Source organism: Sphingobacterium multivorum (genome assembly GCF_900457465.1).
Taxonomy (GTDB): domain Bacteria; phylum Bacteroidota; class Bacteroidia; order Sphingobacteriales; family Sphingobacteriaceae; genus Sphingobacterium; species Sphingobacterium multivorum.
This window is the reverse complement of the sequence record NZ_UAUU01000002.1, coordinates 1136729-1156026: the sequence shown is the minus strand read 5'-3', so window position 1 is coordinate 1156026 and position 19298 is coordinate 1136729. Positions and strand designations below refer to the sequence as shown.

General features: G+C 39.6%; 17 protein-coding genes. 12 read left to right on the top strand and 5 right to left on the bottom strand.

The window, feature by feature from the left end; genetic code table 11:
- The first annotated feature begins 101 nt into the window (after window positions 1–101).
- A complete protein-coding gene (locus DTA23_RS05170) occupies window positions 102–953 on the top strand; it encodes an alpha/beta hydrolase (protein ID WP_112373984.1) in 852 nt (283 codons plus the stop codon).
- Window positions 954–962: 9 nt separating this feature from the next.
- On the opposite strand, the gene DTA23_RS05165 is transcribed toward DTA23_RS05170, so the two are convergent.
- The 3 genes from DTA23_RS05165 to porX are packed head-to-tail and all read right to left on the bottom strand — an operon-like array spanning window position 963 to window position 4010.
- On the bottom strand, window positions 963–2009 hold the full coding sequence (locus DTA23_RS05165; RefSeq protein WP_112373983.1) for an ABC transporter ATP-binding protein: 1047 nt from the start codon (window positions 2007–2009) through the stop codon (window positions 963–965).
- 24 nt (window positions 2010–2033) lie between these two features.
- The gene (tsaE, locus tag DTA23_RS05160; protein WP_112373982.1) at window positions 2034–2444 is read right to left on the bottom strand and encodes a tRNA (adenosine(37)-N6)-threonylcarbamoyltransferase complex ATPase subunit type 1 TsaE; all 411 of its coding nucleotides are present in this window, start codon (window positions 2442–2444) and stop codon (window positions 2034–2036) included.
- 12 nt (window positions 2445–2456) lie between these two features.
- Window positions 2457–4010: a T9SS response regulator signal transducer PorX gene (gene porX / locus DTA23_RS05155; protein WP_070561696.1), complete on the bottom strand. Its 1554-nt coding sequence runs from the start codon at window positions 4008–4010 to the stop codon at window positions 2457–2459.
- A gap of 218 nt (window positions 4011–4228) precedes the next feature.
- On the opposite strand from porX, the gene DTA23_RS05150 reads away from it, so the two are divergent.
- From DTA23_RS05150 to DTA23_RS05105, 10 genes are all read left to right on the top strand, one after another.
- Window positions 4229–5479, top strand: a complete 1251-nt coding sequence (locus DTA23_RS05150; protein ID WP_112373981.1) for an HD domain-containing protein — start codon at window positions 4229–4231, stop codon at window positions 5477–5479.
- Window positions 5480–5512: 33 nt separating this feature from the next.
- Complete coding sequence (gene lpxD / locus DTA23_RS05145; RefSeq protein ID WP_112373980.1) at window positions 5513–6553, top strand: UDP-3-O-(3-hydroxymyristoyl)glucosamine N-acyltransferase; 1041 nt, start codon at window positions 5513–5515, stop codon at window positions 6551–6553.
- Window positions 6554–6691: 138 nt separating this feature from the next.
- Window positions 6692–8092, top strand: a complete 1401-nt coding sequence (locus DTA23_RS05140) for a bifunctional UDP-3-O-[3-hydroxymyristoyl] N-acetylglucosamine deacetylase/3-hydroxyacyl-ACP dehydratase (protein ID WP_172462319.1) — start codon at window positions 6692–6694, stop codon at window positions 8090–8092.
- 10 nt (window positions 8093–8102) lie between these two features.
- Window positions 8103–8891, top strand: a complete 789-nt coding sequence (gene lpxA, locus DTA23_RS05135; protein ID WP_112373978.1) for an acyl-ACP--UDP-N-acetylglucosamine O-acyltransferase — start codon at window positions 8103–8105, stop codon at window positions 8889–8891.
- A gap of 17 nt (window positions 8892–8908) precedes the next feature.
- Complete coding sequence (locus DTA23_RS05130; protein ID WP_312351929.1) at window positions 8909–9538, top strand: ABC transporter ATP-binding protein; 630 nt, start codon at window positions 8909–8911, stop codon at window positions 9536–9538.
- 257 nt (window positions 9539–9795) lie between these two features.
- The gene (gene efp, locus DTA23_RS05125) at window positions 9796–10356 is read left to right on the top strand and encodes an elongation factor P (RefSeq protein ID WP_046674772.1); all 561 of its coding nucleotides are present in this window, start codon (window positions 9796–9798) and stop codon (window positions 10354–10356) included.
- Window positions 10357–10613: 257 nt separating this feature from the next.
- Window positions 10614–11195, top strand: a complete 582-nt coding sequence (locus DTA23_RS05120; RefSeq protein WP_112373977.1) for a 5-formyltetrahydrofolate cyclo-ligase — start codon at window positions 10614–10616, stop codon at window positions 11193–11195.
- A gap of 140 nt (window positions 11196–11335) precedes the next feature.
- Entirely contained in the window at window positions 11336–13015 is a 1680-nt protein-coding gene (locus tag DTA23_RS05115) for a helix-turn-helix transcriptional regulator (RefSeq protein WP_112373976.1), read from the top strand.
- A 314-nt stretch (window positions 13016–13329) separates the two neighbouring features.
- On the top strand, window positions 13330–14067 hold the full coding sequence (locus DTA23_RS05110) for a hypothetical protein (protein ID WP_112373975.1): 738 nt from the start codon (window positions 13330–13332) through the stop codon (window positions 14065–14067).
- Between the two features lie 162 nt (window positions 14068–14229).
- Window positions 14230–15765, top strand: coding sequence for an IS1182 family transposase (locus DTA23_RS05105; protein WP_070560775.1), 1536 nt, complete (start codon window positions 14230–14232; stop codon window positions 15763–15765).
- A 179-nt stretch (window positions 15766–15944) separates the two neighbouring features.
- Here DTA23_RS05105 and galE read toward each other — a convergent pair whose 3' ends face one another.
- Together galE and DTA23_RS05095 are read right to left on the bottom strand one after the other, a co-directional pair.
- Entirely contained in the window at window positions 15945–16976 is a 1032-nt protein-coding gene (gene galE, locus DTA23_RS05100) for a UDP-glucose 4-epimerase GalE (RefSeq protein WP_046674775.1), read from the bottom strand.
- Entirely contained in the window at window positions 16976–17968 is a 993-nt protein-coding gene (locus tag DTA23_RS05095) for a UDP-glucuronic acid decarboxylase family protein (protein WP_112373974.1), read from the bottom strand. The genes galE and DTA23_RS05095 overlap by 1 nt, the downstream gene beginning before the upstream one ends.
- A 65-nt stretch (window positions 17969–18033) precedes the next feature.
- On the opposite strand from DTA23_RS05095, the gene DTA23_RS05090 reads away from it, so the two are divergent.
- A complete protein-coding gene (locus tag DTA23_RS05090; protein ID WP_112373973.1) occupies window positions 18034–19278 on the top strand; it encodes a 3-deoxy-D-manno-octulosonic acid transferase in 1245 nt (414 codons plus the stop codon).
- Window positions 19279–19298: the final 20 nt, after the last annotated feature.

Genomic DNA, 19298 nt, shown 5'->3' with positions numbered 1-19298 from the left:
ATCCAGCTGCTTCTTGATCTACTCCATGCAGATGTTGCATGTAAAATGGAAGGATATTTCTAGTAAATATAATTTTGCGATCTTTTTTAAATGTTATTTAAATGAAAAAAGTTTTTATGATTTTATGTTCCTTGATCTCGCTTGTTAAAGCGCAGGAGGCAATCAACCTTTATGCAGATTCTATTCCAAATGCGACTGATAAAGAGCAGGTAAATTTAGAAAAGAACGTCCCCAAGCTATTTGCCTATACAGCAGATAAAAGTGTCGATAAAAATATCGCCGTACTGGTTATTCCTGGGGGCGGGTATGCTCATATCGCAATGGATCATGAGGGACATGCCGTTGCTAAAGAGTTGGTGAAAAATGGGTATTCGGCATATGTTTTGCAATATCGATTGCCTTCGCCGAATATCATGCGTGACAAATCTATAGGGCCTCTTCAGGACGCGCAGCGGGCAATGCAATTGATCAGAACCCTGCACCCCGGACTTCGAAAGGTGGGGGTTATCGGATTTTCCGCAGGCGGACATTTGGCTTCCACTTTAATAACGAAGTTTAAGAAAGACTATATAGTGAATCCTTCACATGTATCCCTAAGACCTGATTTTGCTGGATTAATTTATCCTGTAATCTCTATGCAAAATGATATCACACACAAAGGTTCGCGTATAAATCTCATCGGAGAAAACCCTTCAGAAGACCAAATCAATCTTTTTTCTTCCAATTTGCAGGTATCTCCTGAAGTTTGTCCGGTTTTCTTTGTACATGCCAAAGACGATACAGCTGTACCGATAGAAAACAGTTATAGAATGATTGCTGCTCTGGACAAGTCAAAAGTACCCAGCAAGCTTTATACCTTTGAGCAAGGGGGACACGGTTTTGGATTAATTAACAAAACTTCGGATAAGTTATGGTTTGACGCATTTTTATCTTGGCTTGATACACAAGACTAAGCTATGCAATTAATGGTTAAAAGAGATCCAGTGGGATATTGTTAGGTCAACAGCCTGTTGTTTTTGTGGAATTATTTGCGATGTAATAATCGCATGTAAGTTAATCTCATTATTGCTGACGACGATTTCATAATAAAAACCTCTGAATCGGACATCTTTCACAAAAAAAGTAGACTGCTCGGCAGGACTGATTGAGATCCATTCTTGATGTATCGCGATTGGTTTTTCGCTTGCTATGCCTAAATTTTGAGCTTGCTCAACCTGTAATATATTGCTTTTTGCCAATAATTGGGCAGTATAAGGGTGCGATGGATTGCTGTACAGCACATGTGGGTTGTTTTGATCCAGGATTTTGCCAGATTTCATCACAATAAGATTATCTGCCAGGGCAAGTACTTCCGTCGGATCGTGTGAAACTAAAATGACGGTTAGCCCGGTTTCTTTAACAATATCCTTGATGTCCTGTTGTAAGGTATCCCTAAAAGAGGCGTCGACCTGATTGAATGGTTCGTCCATGAGTAAGACTTCAGGCTCGTTGATCAATGCACGACAGATTGCTACGCGTTGTTTTTCTCCGCCACTGATGTCGGCTACTCTTTTTTTAGCGAGGTGATCGATCCGTAGACGTTGTAATATTTCCGCAGTTTTGTCCTGCTTGCGTTTGATATCTGTGTTTGGCAATTGGGAAGCAACATTATCCCAAACATTGGCATACGTATTCAAATCGTCAAAGCCTTGCGAGACTAATTTCATGGCATCATGTCCGGGGATCAGCTTGTCCTTGCGTGTCGGGACCTGCCAACCTTTATAGCGCACAATGCCACCAGTTGGTTCCAAAAGACCGTATATAAGTCTAAGCAAGGTGCTTTTTCCACTACCAGATTCACCAATGATCGCTGTTATTTTTCCTTCGTCGATATCGAAAGAACTATTTTCAACAGCAAACTGCATATTGTTCTCATGAAAGGAAAAGCTCAAGTGTTCGGCATGTATAGCCGCTAATCCGGGCACATGGATATCAGTTGGAATATATTGACAAGAGGATGAATGGGCCATAGTAGGGAGTCGAAAAAAAGGTAGTTAACGAATAGAAATTTGACGTGTTGTTGCATCTAGGATGCTAATATGTATCTCTTTTGCTTCTTCAGGAAGTAAGTTGGGGATTTTCTCCGGCCACTCAACAAAGCAATAAGCACCTGAATAGAAATATTCCTCATAACCAAAATCGAATGCCTCCTGTTCATCTTTAATGCGGTAAAAATCAAAGTGATATACGGGTCCAGCTGGAGACTCATATTCATTAACAATGGAGAATGTTGGACTAGATGTACTATCTTGTACATTCAATTGTTTACACAGGTATTTTACAAAAGTTGTCTTTCCTGCTCCCATGGAACCATATAATAGAAAAATCCGGTCCTTTGGAAAACTATTTAAAAGTGTCTGAGCCGCTTGAGATAGATCTGCTGTGGTATTTACAATAATTTCCATGTTGCAAAATTACTATTTCGGTAGGTATGTCGCAAAGGGGATAATCATTTCTTCCAGCGATATTCCACCATGTTGGAATGTTCCATTAAAGTAATTGACAAATTGATTGTAGTTGTTGGGGTAAACAAAATACGAATCTTCTTTGGCAAAAACGTATGTTGAACTTACATGAAGTTTAGGCAGCTGTGCCTCGTGGGGATTTTTGATAGCAAAAACATCTTTGTCAATATAGTTCAGGTTTTTCCCTTGCTTATATCTCAAATTTGTATTTGTGTTGCGGTCACCAACAATTTTACTTGGTTTTTTTACCCGGATCGTGCCGTGGTCGGTTGTAATGATCACACGAACTTTCTTTTGAGAGAGCCATTTTATAACCTCTAATAAAGGTGAGTGTTCAAACCATGACAATGTAAGCGAGCGATATGCCGCTTCGTCGTTTGCTAATTCACGAATCATAGAGCTGTCTGTACGTGCGTGAGAAAGCATGTCAACAAAGTTATACACCAATACATTCAGTTGATTGTGCATCAAATTACCAAGATTGTCTAACACATCCTTTCCTTGTTCCAGGGTCAAAATTTTCGTGTAGGAGTGTTTTATGGACTTGCGGTAAAGTCGTTTGATCTGATCTTCCAAAAATTTATCCTCATATAAATTCTTGCCGCCTTCATCTTCATCGTTTTGCCATAATTTCGGAAAGCGTTTTTCCATTTCCAGTGGAGTTAAGCCACTAAAGATGGCATTTCTAGCATATTGTGTTGCTGTTGGTAAAATACTGTAATAGGTTATCTCCTCCTCAAGTCTAAAATAATCGGTAATGACCTCATTGATAATTTTCCATTGATCGAAACGCAAATTGTCTATTAGAAAGAAAAATGTCGGAATATGATCTTCTATGGTCGGAAATACCTTCTTCTTAAATAGCTGGTGGGATAGAATGGGCGCGTTTTCGGGACGATTAATCCATTGTATATAGTTGTTTTCAATAAATTTTGAGAATTGCATGTTTGCTTCGGATTTTTGCATCGTCAGAATTTCATGCATATTGTTATCTTCAAGCTTTTCGAGAGACAATTCCCAGTAGACCAATTTTTTGTAGACTTCTGACCATTGATTGAAATCCAAATTGTCATTTAGAATCATCCCTAAATTGCGGAAGTCTTGTTGATAGGCCATGGATGTTTTCTCATTGACAAGACGCTTGTTCTCCGTTAACTTTTTAATTGTCATCAAGATCTGCTTGGGGTTGACCGGCTTGATCAGATAATCATCTATTTTGGAGCCGATGGCATCTTCCATGACATGTTCTTCTTCGTTTTTTGTAACCAGAACAACAGGGACAGTAGGGTTGATCGATTTGAGTATGGCAAGTGTTTCGAGCCCGGTTAGCCCAGGCATATTTTCGTCTAGGAAAACGAGGTGGAAAAAACCATTCTTAAAGGCTTCAACGGCATCATTTCCATTGTTGACCGTGTCAACTTTGTAACCTTTGCTTTCTAAAAATAAAATGTGTGGTTTTAGAAAGTCAATCTCATCGTCAGCCCAAAGGATATGTGTTTTTTGCATCTTGTTATTATATGTCTATTAGTAGAGGGGAGGATCGGATTTTCGATCTCATGCTAACATAAGCAAATATCGTGCTTTAGATTTTATTTTTAACATTTCTTAACGGTGAACTAACTATCTTTGTTTTAAGTTTATACTAGTGTTACCCAAGGCTTCGTAATTAAAGCGCTCGGTTTCATAATTTATAGTGTTGATGATCGTATTAATTTGTCGCCACGTTGAACAAAAATAAAATTATTAATGATCCGGTATATGGATTTGTCGCTATTCCTACAGGATTGGTCTTCGACTTAGTGCAACATCCTTATTTTCAAAGGCTCCGCTATATTAAGCAGGTGAGCATGACGCATCTTGTCTATCCCGGAGCTTTACATACTCGTTTTCAGCACGCCATAGGGGCGATGCATTTGATGTCAATGGCTTTGGAAACTTTGCGGAGTAAAGGTGTCATCATTTCTGCGGATGAAGAGGAGGCTGTTCTTTCGGCAATTTTGCTGCATGATATCGGTCATGGTCCTTTTTCCCATTCTTTGGAGCATAGTTTGATTGAAGGAGTTTCACATGAGTTATTGTCCTCCCTGTTGATGGATCGTATCAACCAGGATTTGGACGGAAGGTTAAGCTTGGCAATTACAATCTTTAACAATAAATATGAACGCAGATTTCTCCATCAATTGGTGTCGAGCCAATTGGACGTTGATCGAATGGATTACCTCAATAGAGATAGTTTTTTTACCGGTGTATCGGAAGGCGTGATTTCATTTGATCGTATCATAAAAATGCTCAATGTCGTGGCGGATGAAATCGTGGTGGAATATAAAGGGCTGTATTCTGTGGAGAAATTCCTGATTGCACGACGGCTCATGTATTGGCAAGTCTATTTACATAAGACCGTTATCGGTGCTGAACAATTATTGATTAAAATTCTGCAGCGGGCAAAATATTTAACGGCTACTGGTCATAAGCTCTTTTCTACCCCGGCTTTTCATTGGTTTTTAAGCCAGCAGGTCAACAAAACTAATTTTTTGGATGACCCGTTACATTTGGATTGGTTTACTCGTTTAGATGATACGGATATTATGTCTGCGATAAAAACATGGGAACGTCATGAGGATTCTATTTTAAGTACAATGTGCCAGCGCGTTATGAAACGTAATCTATATCGCTCTGTCATGAGCAATAAACCATTCTCGCCAGCATATGTAGATTTAGTGAAATCGAAAGTACAAGCTGAGCTGGGTGTGGCTCAGGAGGATATTCATTATTATGTATTTATGCAGGAAATTCAAAACCGTGCCTATAATTCTTCCAAGGATCAAATAAAAATATTATTGAAATCCGGTGAGCTCGTGGATATAACAGAGGCTTCTGATCTAGGGAATTTAGAAGCACTATCGAAAAATGTGGCTAAATACGCCTTATGTTATCCAAAAGAGGTGGGATATGTTGCAATTACTTCCATCAAGTAGTTATTTTTTAATAAAAAAACATAGATTTGTACCATGCAATTTACTGCTCAACAAATAGGGACATTATTAGAAGGACGGATTGAAGGAAATCCAGAAGTTACTGTAGGTAACCTTGCCAAAATTGAGGAAGGTAAAAAAGGCGATCTTTCTTTTTTGTCAAATCCAAAATATGAGCATTTTATTTATACTACTGACGCCTCGATTGTAATTGTGAATGAAGATTTACAATTGACCCAAGCAACTAAGCCGACTTTAACGCTCATACGGGTGAAGAATGCATATGCTGCTTTCTCTACTATTCTGAATATGTATAATGAGTTCCGTCTTGACAAAAGCGGACGTGAGGAGCCTCATTTTATACATACTGAAGCGGAGATCGGCCAAGGAGGTTATATCGGTGCATTTGTATATATTGGACGCGGAGCTTCCATTGGAGATAACGTGAAAATTTACCCGCAGGTCTATATTGGCGATAAAGTAACGATTGGAGATAATACAACACTCTATCCAGGGGTGAAGATTTATCATGATTGTAAGATTGGGAAAAATGTCGTCGTACATTCTGGTGTTGTGATCGGATCGGATGGATTTGGATTTGCACCACAAGAAGACGGAACATATAAAAAAGTACCTCAGATTGGTTATGTGCAAGTGGAGGATAATGTTGAGATCGGCGCCAATACAGTAATCGATAGAGCAACAATGGGTGCTACAATCGTGCGTGATGGTGTTAAGTTGGATAATTTGATTCAAATTGCACATAATGTTGATATTGGAAAGAATACTGTAATCGCAGCGCAAACAGGTATTTCTGGTAGCTCAAAAATTGGAGAACATGTGGTTTTAGGAGGCCAGGTTGGGGTTGTTGGTCATATTGTTGTTGCAAAGGGCTCTCAAATCCAGGCGCAATCAGGAGTGAATAGATCGATTAAAGAAGAAGGTAAAAAGTGGGGCGGTACACCGGTGATGCCTTATCAGCCCCAATTGCGTTCTAATGTGATTTTTGCACGCCTCCCTGAGTTGGAAAAACGAATCCAAGAGTTAGAAAAGTTAGTAGAAAAAAAATTGAAATAATTATTTTTCATTGAAAATAAACTGTTCTTTAATGGTGATGAAATAAGCATTCCAGGCACGGCTATGGCAACATCGATGTAGCTTAAGGGATAAATGTTTTGTCAAAAGAAGTTTTGATTTAAAAATATGTTATTAGAAATGAATGTAAAACAGCGAACCATCAAAAACGAGGTTGAAATTTCGGGGGTAGGTCTTCATACAGGGAAAATTGTATCGATGACGATCAAGCCAGCTCCGGAAAATCACTGGTTTAAGTTCAGACGTGTAGATTTAGCGGGACAACCAGAAATTTTGGTTGATGCGGATAATGTGACGGATACCTCCAGAGGGACGACAATAACGCAGAATGGAGCAAGTGTGAGTACAATTGAACATTTGATGGCATCGTTAATTGGTTTACAAATCGATAATGTGCTGATTGATATTGATGGCCCTGAAATACCCATACTCGATGGTAGCTCAGCTATTTTTGTGAAGTTGCTGGAGGAAGCGGGATTTGAAGAACAAGATGCTGACCGGGATTATTATGAGATATCCAATAATATCCATTATGCAGAGCCAGATCGCAAAGTTGAAATACTGGGTATGCCGATGGACGGGTATCGTTTGACTTGTATGATCGATTTTAATTCGCCGGTGTTGGGAAGCCAACATGCCGCAATAACATCGATTGAGGACTTTAATTCAGAAATAGCCTCTTCACGTACGTTTTGTTTTTTACACGAATTGGAAATGTTGGTTGATCATGGCCTAATTAAAGGTGGTGATTTGAGTAATGCAATCGTTATTGTGGACAAGGAGACTTCTCCTGAGGAATTGCAGAAATTAGCGCATCTTTTTCATAAAGAAACCGTTGCAGTTGCTAAGGAAGGAATATTAAACAATAATCAATTGCGTTACCAAAATGAACCTGCTCGACATAAATTGTTGGACATGGTTGGAGATTTAGCACTTGTCGGAAGACCTTTGAAAGGGCATATTATGGCTGCACGACCAGGTCATGCAGCGAATGTGGCTTTTGCAAAAAAGATAAAGGAGCAGATCAAAAAAGATAAAACACGTAAAAAAATTAAAGTTTACGATCCCAATATGCCTGCATTATACGATACAGTAGAAATCATGAAGATTTTACCGCATCGTCAGCCCATGCTTATGGTCGATAAAATTCTTGAATTGACGGAAACACATGTGGTGGGTTTGAAAAATGTTACCATGAACGAAGATCTATTTATGGGACATTTTCCTGGTGCGCCATTATTTCCCGGGGTTTTGCAGGTAGAGGCTATGGCACAGACAGGGGGAATTTTAGTGCTGAAGACGGTCCCTGATCCAGAGAATTGGTTGACCTTATTCCTTAAAATTGAAAATGCACGTTTTAAAGCGCAGGTAACTCCAGGGGATTCTGTTATTTTTAGATGCGACTTGATGGAGCCGATCCGAAGAGGTATCGCAAAAATGAAAGGTGTGGCTATGGTAGGAGAGAAAATTGTGTGTGAAGCGGAGCTTATGGCACAGATCGTAAGAGTAAATAACAACTAAAGTAGTATAGATGATACAGCCATTAGCTTATATTCATCCGGAGGCAAAAATTGCTAAAAATGTGGTCATCGAGCCATTTGTAACCATTTATAAAGATGTCGTCATTGGCGAAGGCACTTGGATAGGATCAAATGTGACGATCATGGATGGAGCTCGAATTGGAAAAAACTGTAAAATATATCCCGGTGCAGTAATCTCTGGCGAACCTCAAGATTTAAAATTTGATGGTGAGATTACGACAGCCGAAATTGGAGACAATACAACCATTCGTGAGTGTGTAACAATCAATAGAGGAACTAAGGATAGGTATAGAACGGTCATTGGAAAAAATTGTTTGATCCAAGCGTATAGTCATGTTGCACATGATTGTGAAGTAGGTGATAATTGTGTTTTTTCGAACAACAGTACACTTGCTGGACATATTACAGTGGGCGATTATGTTGTACTTGCTGGGATGGTCGCTATTCACCAATTTGTTAAAATTGGTTCGCATGCATTTGTTACCGGTGGTTCATTGGTACGTAAGGATATTCCACCTTTTGTTAAGGCCGCGCGTGAACCGATTTCTTATGCGGGTATTAATTCTGTTGGATTGAGAAGAAGAGGATTTTCGGAAGAGCAAATTGCCGAGATTCAGAATCTTTATCGCATTCTTTTTGTTCAAAACAGAAATCTGGCTAAAGCAATAGAAATTATAGAAGCTGAATATCAGGCAACGGAAATCCGTGATGAAATTTTGGATTTTATTCGAAACTCAGGCCGGGGTATCATGAAAGGATTCAATAATAGAGCGATGTAGTCGCTTTGTCGATTCTAGTGAATTTGAAAATTACATTAAAAGATATTGGTAGGAGGTATAACAATGAATGGATTTTTAGGCATATAAACTATACCTTCGAGTCCGGCAAGAGTTATGCCATCCTTGGCCATAATGGTTCCGGGAAGTCCACTTTCTTAAAAGTGCTTTCAAGTAGTTTGACACCCTCAGCGGGTGAACTGATCTACACCGATGGAGACCAAGTCCTGGGTGTGGATACGATATATCAGCAGCTGTCTCTCGCAGCTCCTTATGTTGAACTGATCGAGGAATTTACCTTAAACGAGCTGATTGATTTTCATTTTAAATTTAAAAATTATCTTCCTTCTTTTGATAAAGCAACTGTCATCAGCCTATTGGGATTGGAACATGCGCTTGACAGAGAGATCCGTTTTTTTTCATCAGGTATGCGTCAACGTGTCAAGCTAGCGCTAGCTTGTTGTTCTGCATCTGCCTTGGTTTTGTTGGATGAGCCTACAAGTAATTTGGATAGTGCGGGTGAACAATGGTATCTTCGTTTAATTGAGCGTACAAAATTGGAGTCTAGATTGTTTATCGTCTGTTCGAACCAAAAAAAAGAGTATGAATTCTGCGATGAAAGTATTTCTATAGTCGATTTTAAGTCTTAGGGAGATCAACAATTTGTTGCTATCACATCGAAAATAGGCGAAAAGTTCTTGTCCTGTATTAAAAATAGTTACTTTCAATAAAACCGTCAAGACTGTATCATCATGAGCAGCTACAAAAGTGAACTGAAGGTTCTCTCCGGCAATAAAAACAAACAGGTTCAGAAAAAAAGTAGCGAATGAAATTTTAATAACACAATTAGTTTTTGTACTTTTGACGACTCAATAATGAGATAACCGTTTAAAGTTCAATTCAAAGAATGGCTAAGGCATCAGAGGTAAAATCAGGAAATATCTTAAGATTTAACGGAGAATTAGTATCCGTAGAAGAATATATACACCGTACACCAGGTAATTTACGCGCGTTTTATCAAGCGAGAATGCGTAATGTTAAAACTGGTAAGTTAGTTGAATACCGTTTTAGAGTTGACGAATCTGTAGAAATAGCGCGTGTAGAAACTAGCGATTATCAGTATTTGTATGAGGATGGAGATTTCTTCGTGGTAATGGATAACAATACATACGAGCAATTCAATATTCCTAAATTTTTGTTCGGTGATTCAGCTCGTTTCTTGAAAGAGGGAATGACTGTAATTATTGCTTTTGAAAGTGATGAGCCTATCATGGCAGAAGCTCCAAAAAGTGTTGAGTTGGAAATTACATATACTGAACCGGCTGTAAAAGGAGATACTTCTACAAATGCATTGAAAAAAGCAACTGTAGAGACTGGTGTTGAAATTATGGTGCCGTTGTTCATCAATCAAGGTGAGAAAGTAAGAGTTGATACGCAAACAGGTAATTATATCGAACGCGTAAAATAATACAAAGATTTTAGGTTTAGGTTGATTATTCGGTCTTGTTAGCGCTCGCTACAAGGCCGTTTTTTTTTACAAAAGTTTCAACTGAGTTGAGCATATGGTTTTCGATTCTGAATAAGAATTTCTAATGGCTTTTGAAGATCAAATAAAAATTGAATTGGGAGGAATGCTATTTTTGATTAATCGTGGCATAAGTGGTAGACTTAAATGGGGATTTTGGTGAAGAAGGGAAATAAAATTTAGAAATAACTATTTTACAAATGAAATCAAAACAAGAATTACGACTTGAGTATAAAACTAAGCGTTGTCAATTGTCTGTAGAGACAGAAACTACGCTCAATGAACGACTACTTTCGCAGTTTACAAAGCTTGATCTGTCGGAGGTCGAATTTTTGCATATTTTCATTCCCATAGGGAAATATCACGAACCGAATACATATTTAATAATCAACTATATTCAAGAATCTTTTCCACAGATAAAGATCGTCGTTTCGCGATCTAATTTTGAGGACTATTCGATGCAACATTTCATATTGGATGAGCATACCCTATTTGAGACGAACAACTGGGGTATTCCTGAGCCAGTATCCGGCATTAAGGTGAATTCATCGCTTATTGATATGATTATAGTTCCTTTGTTAATTTTTGATCTTTTGGGCTACAGGGTAGGTTACGGAAAAGGGTTTTACGACCGTTTTTTCGCGTCCTGTAAAGTTGATGTTCAACGTGTTGGACTATCTTTTTTTGATCCAATTGATGTGATTGCAGATAAAAATGAATACGATGTCCAATTGACGCAGGCCATTACGCCAGATCATATTTATCGTTTTTTTGATAAGTAGTGGGCTGATTTTGTCGCATGCTGATTTAATTAAAATTATTTTTTATTTTTATTGCGAAATTCAATGCCTGTGCCAATATGTTTCGATGTCTTCTATTTTTTCTTTTCCTAACAATCATACCTTGTCATGTGGTCTATGGGATGGATTTAATGGATTCCAATTCCTCGATCGAAGAGAAGACCTTTTACGAGACAATTATAAAAGAATCAGCGCAGTATCAATCCTCTAGTCTGTCGTTGAGCAAGTATCTTGCACCCTATTTTAGTCAGGCGGTACGAAAAAATGATAAAGCACTTTTGGCGATCTATTATTGTTTACTGGCGGATCAGTCGTTTAATGACGAAGGCGCAAGAAATAACTTTAGTGATAAATACTATTTAAAAGCGCTGGACCTTGAAGAAGGCTATAGCTACCAAAATGTACGCGTTTGGGTAAAAGTGATGTATGGCTTTTACCTATATCGATGCCTGAAAGCCTCTGAGGCATTACCTTTTATTTTGGAAGGGGAGAAAGGATTAGAAGATGTACCTAAAGAACTTGTTTTAGACCTAACTCAAACGTACAAGAAGCTTGGCTATTTTTTTGGAACCTTAGGTGATTATATTTCTGGAATTAAATATCTGGATTTAGGGCAACGACAAGAACAAATTTCGCCGAGATTGAAAGCTGAAATCTTAGACAATTTAGGTGTATTGACGCTGAAAAGTGGTGGTGATACCTTGCAGGCGATGAAAATTTTTGAATTGGCGCAGACGTTGGCACTTTCAGAAAATGACTCATTACGCTACGCGAAGATTTTAGGTAATCAGGCTGCTGTGTTCGAAGGGATGAAGGACTACCATAAAGCGTTATTGCTCCTCGATAAGGATCTTGAGATCTCAAGATCACTTGGTAATTATAGAAATACAATTTTCGCCTTAATGATGCGAATTCGTTTAGATATAGCGAATAAGGAAACGAAAGATGTCCGTCCTATGATTGCGGAAGCTGAATCGCTTTTGTCAGGCTCGGATGATAAGAAGACCATACTTGAACTGGAAATTCACAAGTTGAATTTGGCCATGCAAAGTAACGATATCGGTCGTGAGCTGAATGCACGAAGACGGATAGAACGCCTCCAAGACTCCCTACGCTTTTTAGATGGTGATCCAGTATTGACCCAGTTGAAGTTTATGGCCGATAAGCAAAAGTATGCCGATAAGTTATCGCTGGCGCAAGCTGTTATTAAGAAAAAGCAAGCTGAGAGACGATTATGGGTCATAATAAGTTTGTTGGTACTGGTGGTATTCTTTTTTATTTATAATGCGGTTCGATACCGTGCGAGAAAACGTATACGTGACTATGAATATCAGCTTCTTAATTTAAAGTATACAAAAGCGGAATTGGACAGGGAACTGGTGAGCTCTAAAAGCCAGGTGGAAGAGTACGTCGCTTACCTTAAGCGGAATAATGAACAGATCAATGTGCTTTCTGCTATGCTTGAGGAAAAAGGGAATGTTGTTGAAAAAGATCGTGAGGAACTAAAAATATTGCTGCAGTCACATCTCATCACCGAAGAGAAATGGCAGGAATTTAAATTATTGATTGTAAAAGAATTTCCCAATTTACTGCAGGATATACAATCCAGATTTTGCGATATAACGGAATCCAATTTGAGGGTAATTGTACTTATGAAACTGGGGTTAAATAATAAGGAAGTAGCCAATGTATTGGGGGTCACTCCAGACGCCATAAAAAAATCTATGCAGCGCTTGAAAAAGAAGCTTGGAGATCAAGCTGGGGTGCTTATGGATTACATTTCCGACAAAGAGTTTGTTTAATGTCGATCATCGGTTGGCCGAGGGGCCTTTTGGATGCCAAGTTGAGATCGTATTGTGGTCGACTTCGACCTGTATGCAGGGTGAGTCTACAGTGAGTCCACGTTGAGTCTACCTTTTTAAGTGCTTTCATTGTGCTGGTACGTTTTTTACAAGTTGGGAGCAGGCAGAACATAAGGCGAATTTGGCTATAAGGTATTTGCAAAAAAGACCCTTGAAAATTTCAAGATTGAAAATCGTTGTTTGACTACCGTTTGTAAATCACTAAAAATCAAGCTGATGTTTGGTTTTCAGGCTTTCCCTTAGTAAATTGAAGTATGGGAGTCTATGATAATGGATTTATCAGGGGGCTGGTTGGTCCTCTCGTAAATAGAAAAGTTGGTGACAAAAATTATGTTCAAAGTAGGCCAAAACCTGTCAAACAAAAGGAAGATACAAAAAAAGCAGGGCGGGAGTTTGGAACGGTGAGCCGTGCCGGTGCACTGATTCGAACGTATCTTAGTGAAATCCATCAGCAGCTCCACGATGGGCAGATGGGCAATCGCCTTAATAGGCAGATCTACCGTGCGATAAAGACAAATCTTGATCGCGAAAAAGGCAGTCGAACACTGAGTAACTGTGTACTGGATCGCTTGGTAAATTTTCAATTCAATGAAAACTGTCCAACACAGGACTATCTTTTTATCGATCCTGCCATTTCACTGAGCAAAAAGAAAAAACTGAAGGTATCTTTTCCGGAGTTTGATATGAAAAGAGCCATGATCCTTCCTAAAAGATGTAATGCCATTGTATTCAAATTTCAAGCATTCGCATTCAATTTTGATCAACTTAGATCTGTCGTCATTCAAGACACGGAATGGGAATATGATGTGAAGTATAAAGAGAACATCATACCGGAAAAATCCTTGTCCATAGCATGTGGCGATTTTGTAGGCAGTTCTATTTTTGTTGGCTTTACTATTTTGTATCTGGAGAAGGATCGTCGTCGGCCAAATATACTCAACGAGAAGGATTTTAATCCAGCTTCGATTCTAACTGCTTTTCAGCTTGAATGATGTGGTTGGAAGGATTCGAAAGAAGGGATGTCGAAGGACTCGTACTGCCAAAAATATGAGGCTGTCTCAAAAAGGCAGTCTCTTTTTTTGCATTATCTAAGGTTTATTATTTGTTTTAACGGTTTGATTTTCATATATTTATAGTGTAAACAAAAAGGATATATGCCATCTCAAAGAGCTACTTTTAAGCCTTACTATCAGGACCAGATCATGGCCATTCCTCCAACTTTGGACGAACTGGTGTCCAAAGGTCATCCGGTACGTATCGTTAACGATGTAATCAACCGGATCAACATCCAGTCCCTATTGGACGCTTATAAGATAAAAGGCTGCTCCAGTTATCATCCGCAGATGTTGTTGAAAGTTTTGGTGTTTGGCTACGTAAGCAATGTCTACAGCAGTCGCAAATTGGAAACGGCGTGCCGGGAGAACATCAATTTCATGTGGCTGAGCGGCATGAGCTATCCCGATCACAATACCATCAACAGATTTCGAGGCGTTCGTTTGAAAGAAGCACTTCGTAGTGTATTTGAAGAAGTTGTCAAACTCCTATCCGAAGAAGGTCTGCTGAGTATAGAAGATGTTTACACCGATGGCACCAAGATTGAAGCCAATGCTAACAAATACACCTTTGTCTGGAAAAAAGCTATCCAGACCAATAAGGAGAAGATGAAAGCTGCCTTAAAAGATATTTGGGAATACGCCCAAAGTATCGCCAAAGCAGAGGACAACCTTCCGGAACCTCCCGATCTGACAACAATTGACCGCGAAAAAGTTCAGGCTACGGTCGATAACCTGAACCGGGTCTTGTCCGATAAACCTTCGGTAAGCAAGAAGATGAGGGCAAAGTTGCGCTATGCGACTAAAAACTACCCGGCCAAGATTGTTCAATATGAAGAGCAGGAAGTAACGCTTGGAGATAGAAATAGTTATAGCAAGACAGATCCCGATGCTACTTTTATGCGCATGAAAGAGGATCATATGAAAAATGGCCAGCTCAAACCAGGTTATAACATTCAGATATCTACTTCCAATCAATACATCGTCAATTACACCATACATCCCACCCCCACAGATACCACAACGCTACCCGGTCATCTGGCACAACATGAGGCGAGCTTTGGGGAAATACTGAAAACCATTACCGCAGATGCTGGCTATGGCAGCCAGGAGAACTATGCGTTACTAGAAGGGAAAAACATTGGGGCCTATGTGAAATATGGTATGTTTGACAAGGAGCAGAAAAAGAGTTATTCGGGCAAGAAGCCATTCTCCGTTGATAAACTACATTATAACCCTGCAAAAGATTGCTATATCTGTCCAATGGGACAGGAAATGAACTGCATAGGTCTATTTACACAAAAGACCTCCACAGGTTTCGAGCAAAAAATAAAAAGATATCAGGCAAAAAACTGCACAAACTGCCCATTGAACGGTGCTTGCCACAAATCACAGGGCAATAGAATCATCCAGATAAATGAACAGCTTGAGGCTTATAAAGATAGAGCATACGGATTGCTTAACAGCGATGTCGGTATAGCCAAAAGAAAACAGCGATGTCACGATGTCGAACCAGTCTTTGGAAACATAAAACAGAACCACGGGTTCCGAAGATTTATGCTCCGCGGTAAGGAAAAAGTGTCCATAGAATGGGGTTTATTGGCTATAGCGCAAAATCTAAGGAAAAAAGCAGCTTAAAAAGCTACTTTTTGTTCTTTTTCTTCCCAAATGAACAGTTCTGTGAAATAATCAACAAACAACTCACAAATCTATCGCATAGCCATATTTAATAAAAAAGCTGCCTCAATAAATTTGAGACAGCTTCATATAACGTTAAGCTAAGTATTATGCTTTGTTGCCGCACAATAGGCTACTGTTTAATCCAAGGGATTTTCTTTTAGATTTTTTTCCCATGCCCAGGCAGAAGCCATCATTTCATCAATACCAAGTGCTGCTTTCCAATGCAACTGATTAGCTGATTTAGTAACGTCGCCATAAACCTTGATAATATCTCCATCACGACGTGGACCAAATTCGTAATTCAGTTTTTGTCCAGAAGCTTTCTCAAAGGCCTTGATCGCTTCAAGGACAGAATACCCGTTTCCTGTTCCCACATTAAAGACATCGTATTTTCCGTTGGGGTTGCCTTGTTCCAACAATCTGATTGCTGCAACGTGAGCTTTTGCTAAGTCAACAACATGGATGTAGTCGCGGATACAAGATCCATCCGGAGTGTCGTAATCAGAGCCAAATACCGTTAACTTTTCTCTTTTTCCAATGGCAGTTTGTGTGATAAATGGAAGCAGATTCTGAGGAACACCGTTTGGTAATTCACCGATCAAAGCCGACTCATGTGCACCTACTGGGTTGAAATAACGGAGTGCGATAATGTTGTAGTTATCATATGCAGCGGCAGTCTCCTGTAAAATTTCTTCCGCAATTTGTTTTGTGTTGCCATAAGGAGAGGTTGCCTTCTTCACGGGAGCACTTTCGTCTACAGGTAGGTAGTCTGGCTCACCATATACGGTACAGCTTGAAGAAAAGACAAAATTAATCGGCTTATTTTGATATGCTTCTAATAAGTTGATTAACGAGAAAAAATTGTTGTGGTAATATTTTAAGGGCTTCTGTACAGATTCACCTACAGCTTTAGAGGCCGCAAAATGGATAATGCCCGAGATATCGGTATTGTTTTTTACAAATTCATTCACGCGGTCTGTGTCACAAAGGTCAAACTGGTGAAATTCAGGTCTAACGCCGATGATCTTCTCAACCTGATCCAAAATTTTGATGTTTGAATTGGACAGATCATCCACGATGACAGGCACATATCCTGCTTGATGTAGTTCGACCACTGTGTGAGAACCGATATAACCTGTTCCTCCTGTGACTAATATTTTTTTGTTCATTATTGTTGATTATAGTAAGTAAAGTCTTTATGTGATAAGGTATCCAAAGGGATCTTTTTGTAAAATGCTATGGTTTTTTTCAATCCTGTTTTTCGATCTATTTGAGGTTCCCAGGCTAATTTAGATTTCGCCAGGCCAATATCCGGTTTCCGTTGTTTTGGATCATCAACCGGCAATGGTTCGTAGACGATTTTACTTGAGCTGTCTGTCAATTCGACAATTTCATGGGCCAATTGCAGCAAGCTGATTTCGTTCGGATTACCAATATTTATCGGTGTGACACATGCCGAATGCAGTAGGCGATAAATGCCTTCGATCTGATCGTCAATATAACAGAATGATCGTGTTTGCGAACCATCCCCAAAAATCGTAATGTCTTCCCCCCGAATCGCTTGTGCGATAAAGGTAGGAATAGCGCGGCCATCATTGAGGCGCATTCTAGAACCAAAGGTGTTAAATATCCTGACAATACGGGTATCCAGACCATGTGCATTATGATAGGCCATTGTTATTGCCTCCTGGAAACGCTTCGCTTCATCGTATACACCGCGAGGTCCAACGGGATTTACATTGCCCCAGTAGTCCTCGGATTGTGGCGAAACAAGTGGATCGCCATAAACCTCAGAGGTGGAGGCGACTAATATGCGTGCTTGTTTGGCGCGTGCAAGGCCCAAGAGATTATGTGTTCCCAAAGATCCGACTTTCAATGTTTGTATCGGAATTTTAAGATAATCAACGGGACTGGCTGGCGAAGCGAAATGCAAGATAGAATCCAAGTGTCCGGGAACGTGGACAAATTTCGATACATCGTGATGATAGAAGTCGAAATTTTCCAACTTAAATAGATGTGCTATATTCTGTAGATCTCCGGTAATCAGGTTGTCCATTCCAATGACATCGTAATCTTCCGCAATAAAGCGATCGCAAAGGTGAGAACCGAGGAAGCCAGCTGCTCCTGTTATCAAAATCCGTTTGCGATGTTTATTTTCCACTCAATGGTTCCGTTTAATGAAATGGGTTTAATATCTTTGACTAAGATAAACATTATTTTAAAAACATGCGTTTGCTTTATTCAATTGGAATCTTTCTTTATGGACTCTTACTGCGTATTTTGGCTCCTTTTCACGCCAAAGCCAAGCTTATGGTAGAGGGGCGAAAAGACTGGTATTCGAGGATGAAACAAACGGTTGATTCTTCCCAAAAACATATTTGGTTTCACTTTGCATCATTGGGCGAATTTGAGCAGGGAAGACCTGTCCTGGAAGCGGTGAAAAATAATTATTTGGATCATAAAATAATTGTAACATTTTACTCTCCCTCTGGTTACGAAATCAGAAAAAACACCGCTTTGGCCGATTATGTTTTTTATCTCCCCTATGATACTGCTCAGCATGCACGGCTTTTTCTCGACCTGATCAATCCAAGTTTCGCTGTGTTCACGAAATATGAATATTGGTATTATTTTTTTGAAGGCCTACATAAACGGGGCATTCCCTTGTTTCTGATCTCAGCAATATTTAGACCCGATCAGATCTTTTTTCAGGCTTATGGTACTTTTTTTCTGAAAATTTTAAGTTTTGTGACTTACTTCTTTGTGCAAAATGAAGAAAGTGTACGTCTTTTGAAAGAATATGGGATACGGAATGCTGGGTTAGCCGGAGATACACGTTTTGACCGCGTGGTAGACATTCCTAAAAATAGAAAAATGATTTCCGAGATCAGCCAATTTGTTGGTGAAAGTCCGACGCTTGTCGCAGGAAGTACCTGGCCGGAAGATGAACAGGCTCTACAGGAATTGCTTCAGGGTTATTCAGACTATAAGCTGATCTTGGCGCCACATGAAATCAATGAATCACATTTGGCGAGCATTTTTAACCTTTGGCCGAAGGCGCTCCGCTTTTCGGAGATGGCTAGCTACGATGCCGCATTAGTTGCCGATTCAAAGGTGCTGGTTATCGATAACATTGGTATGCTTTCGTCTTTGTATGGCTATGGCCAACTGGCTTATATTGGTGGTGGTTTTGGCGTAGGGATACATAACACACTCGAGGCTGCAACGTATGGCATACCGGTGCTATTTGGTCCAAATTTCAAGAAGTTTCAGGAGGCGAAAGAGCTCGTGCAAAATGGATCCGGTTTCGCCATTGGTAGTGCTAAAGAACTAAAGAAAGTCTTTGCTGTTCTACAAGATCAGGCTGTCCGTCAAGAGGCGGGAAAACTGGCCCGTGCGTATGTGCTGCAGAAGGCCGGAGCAACAGCAATTATAATGAAATACCTCAAAAGCAATTCCGTGAAAATATAAGCGGTAGCTGTACTGCCGCC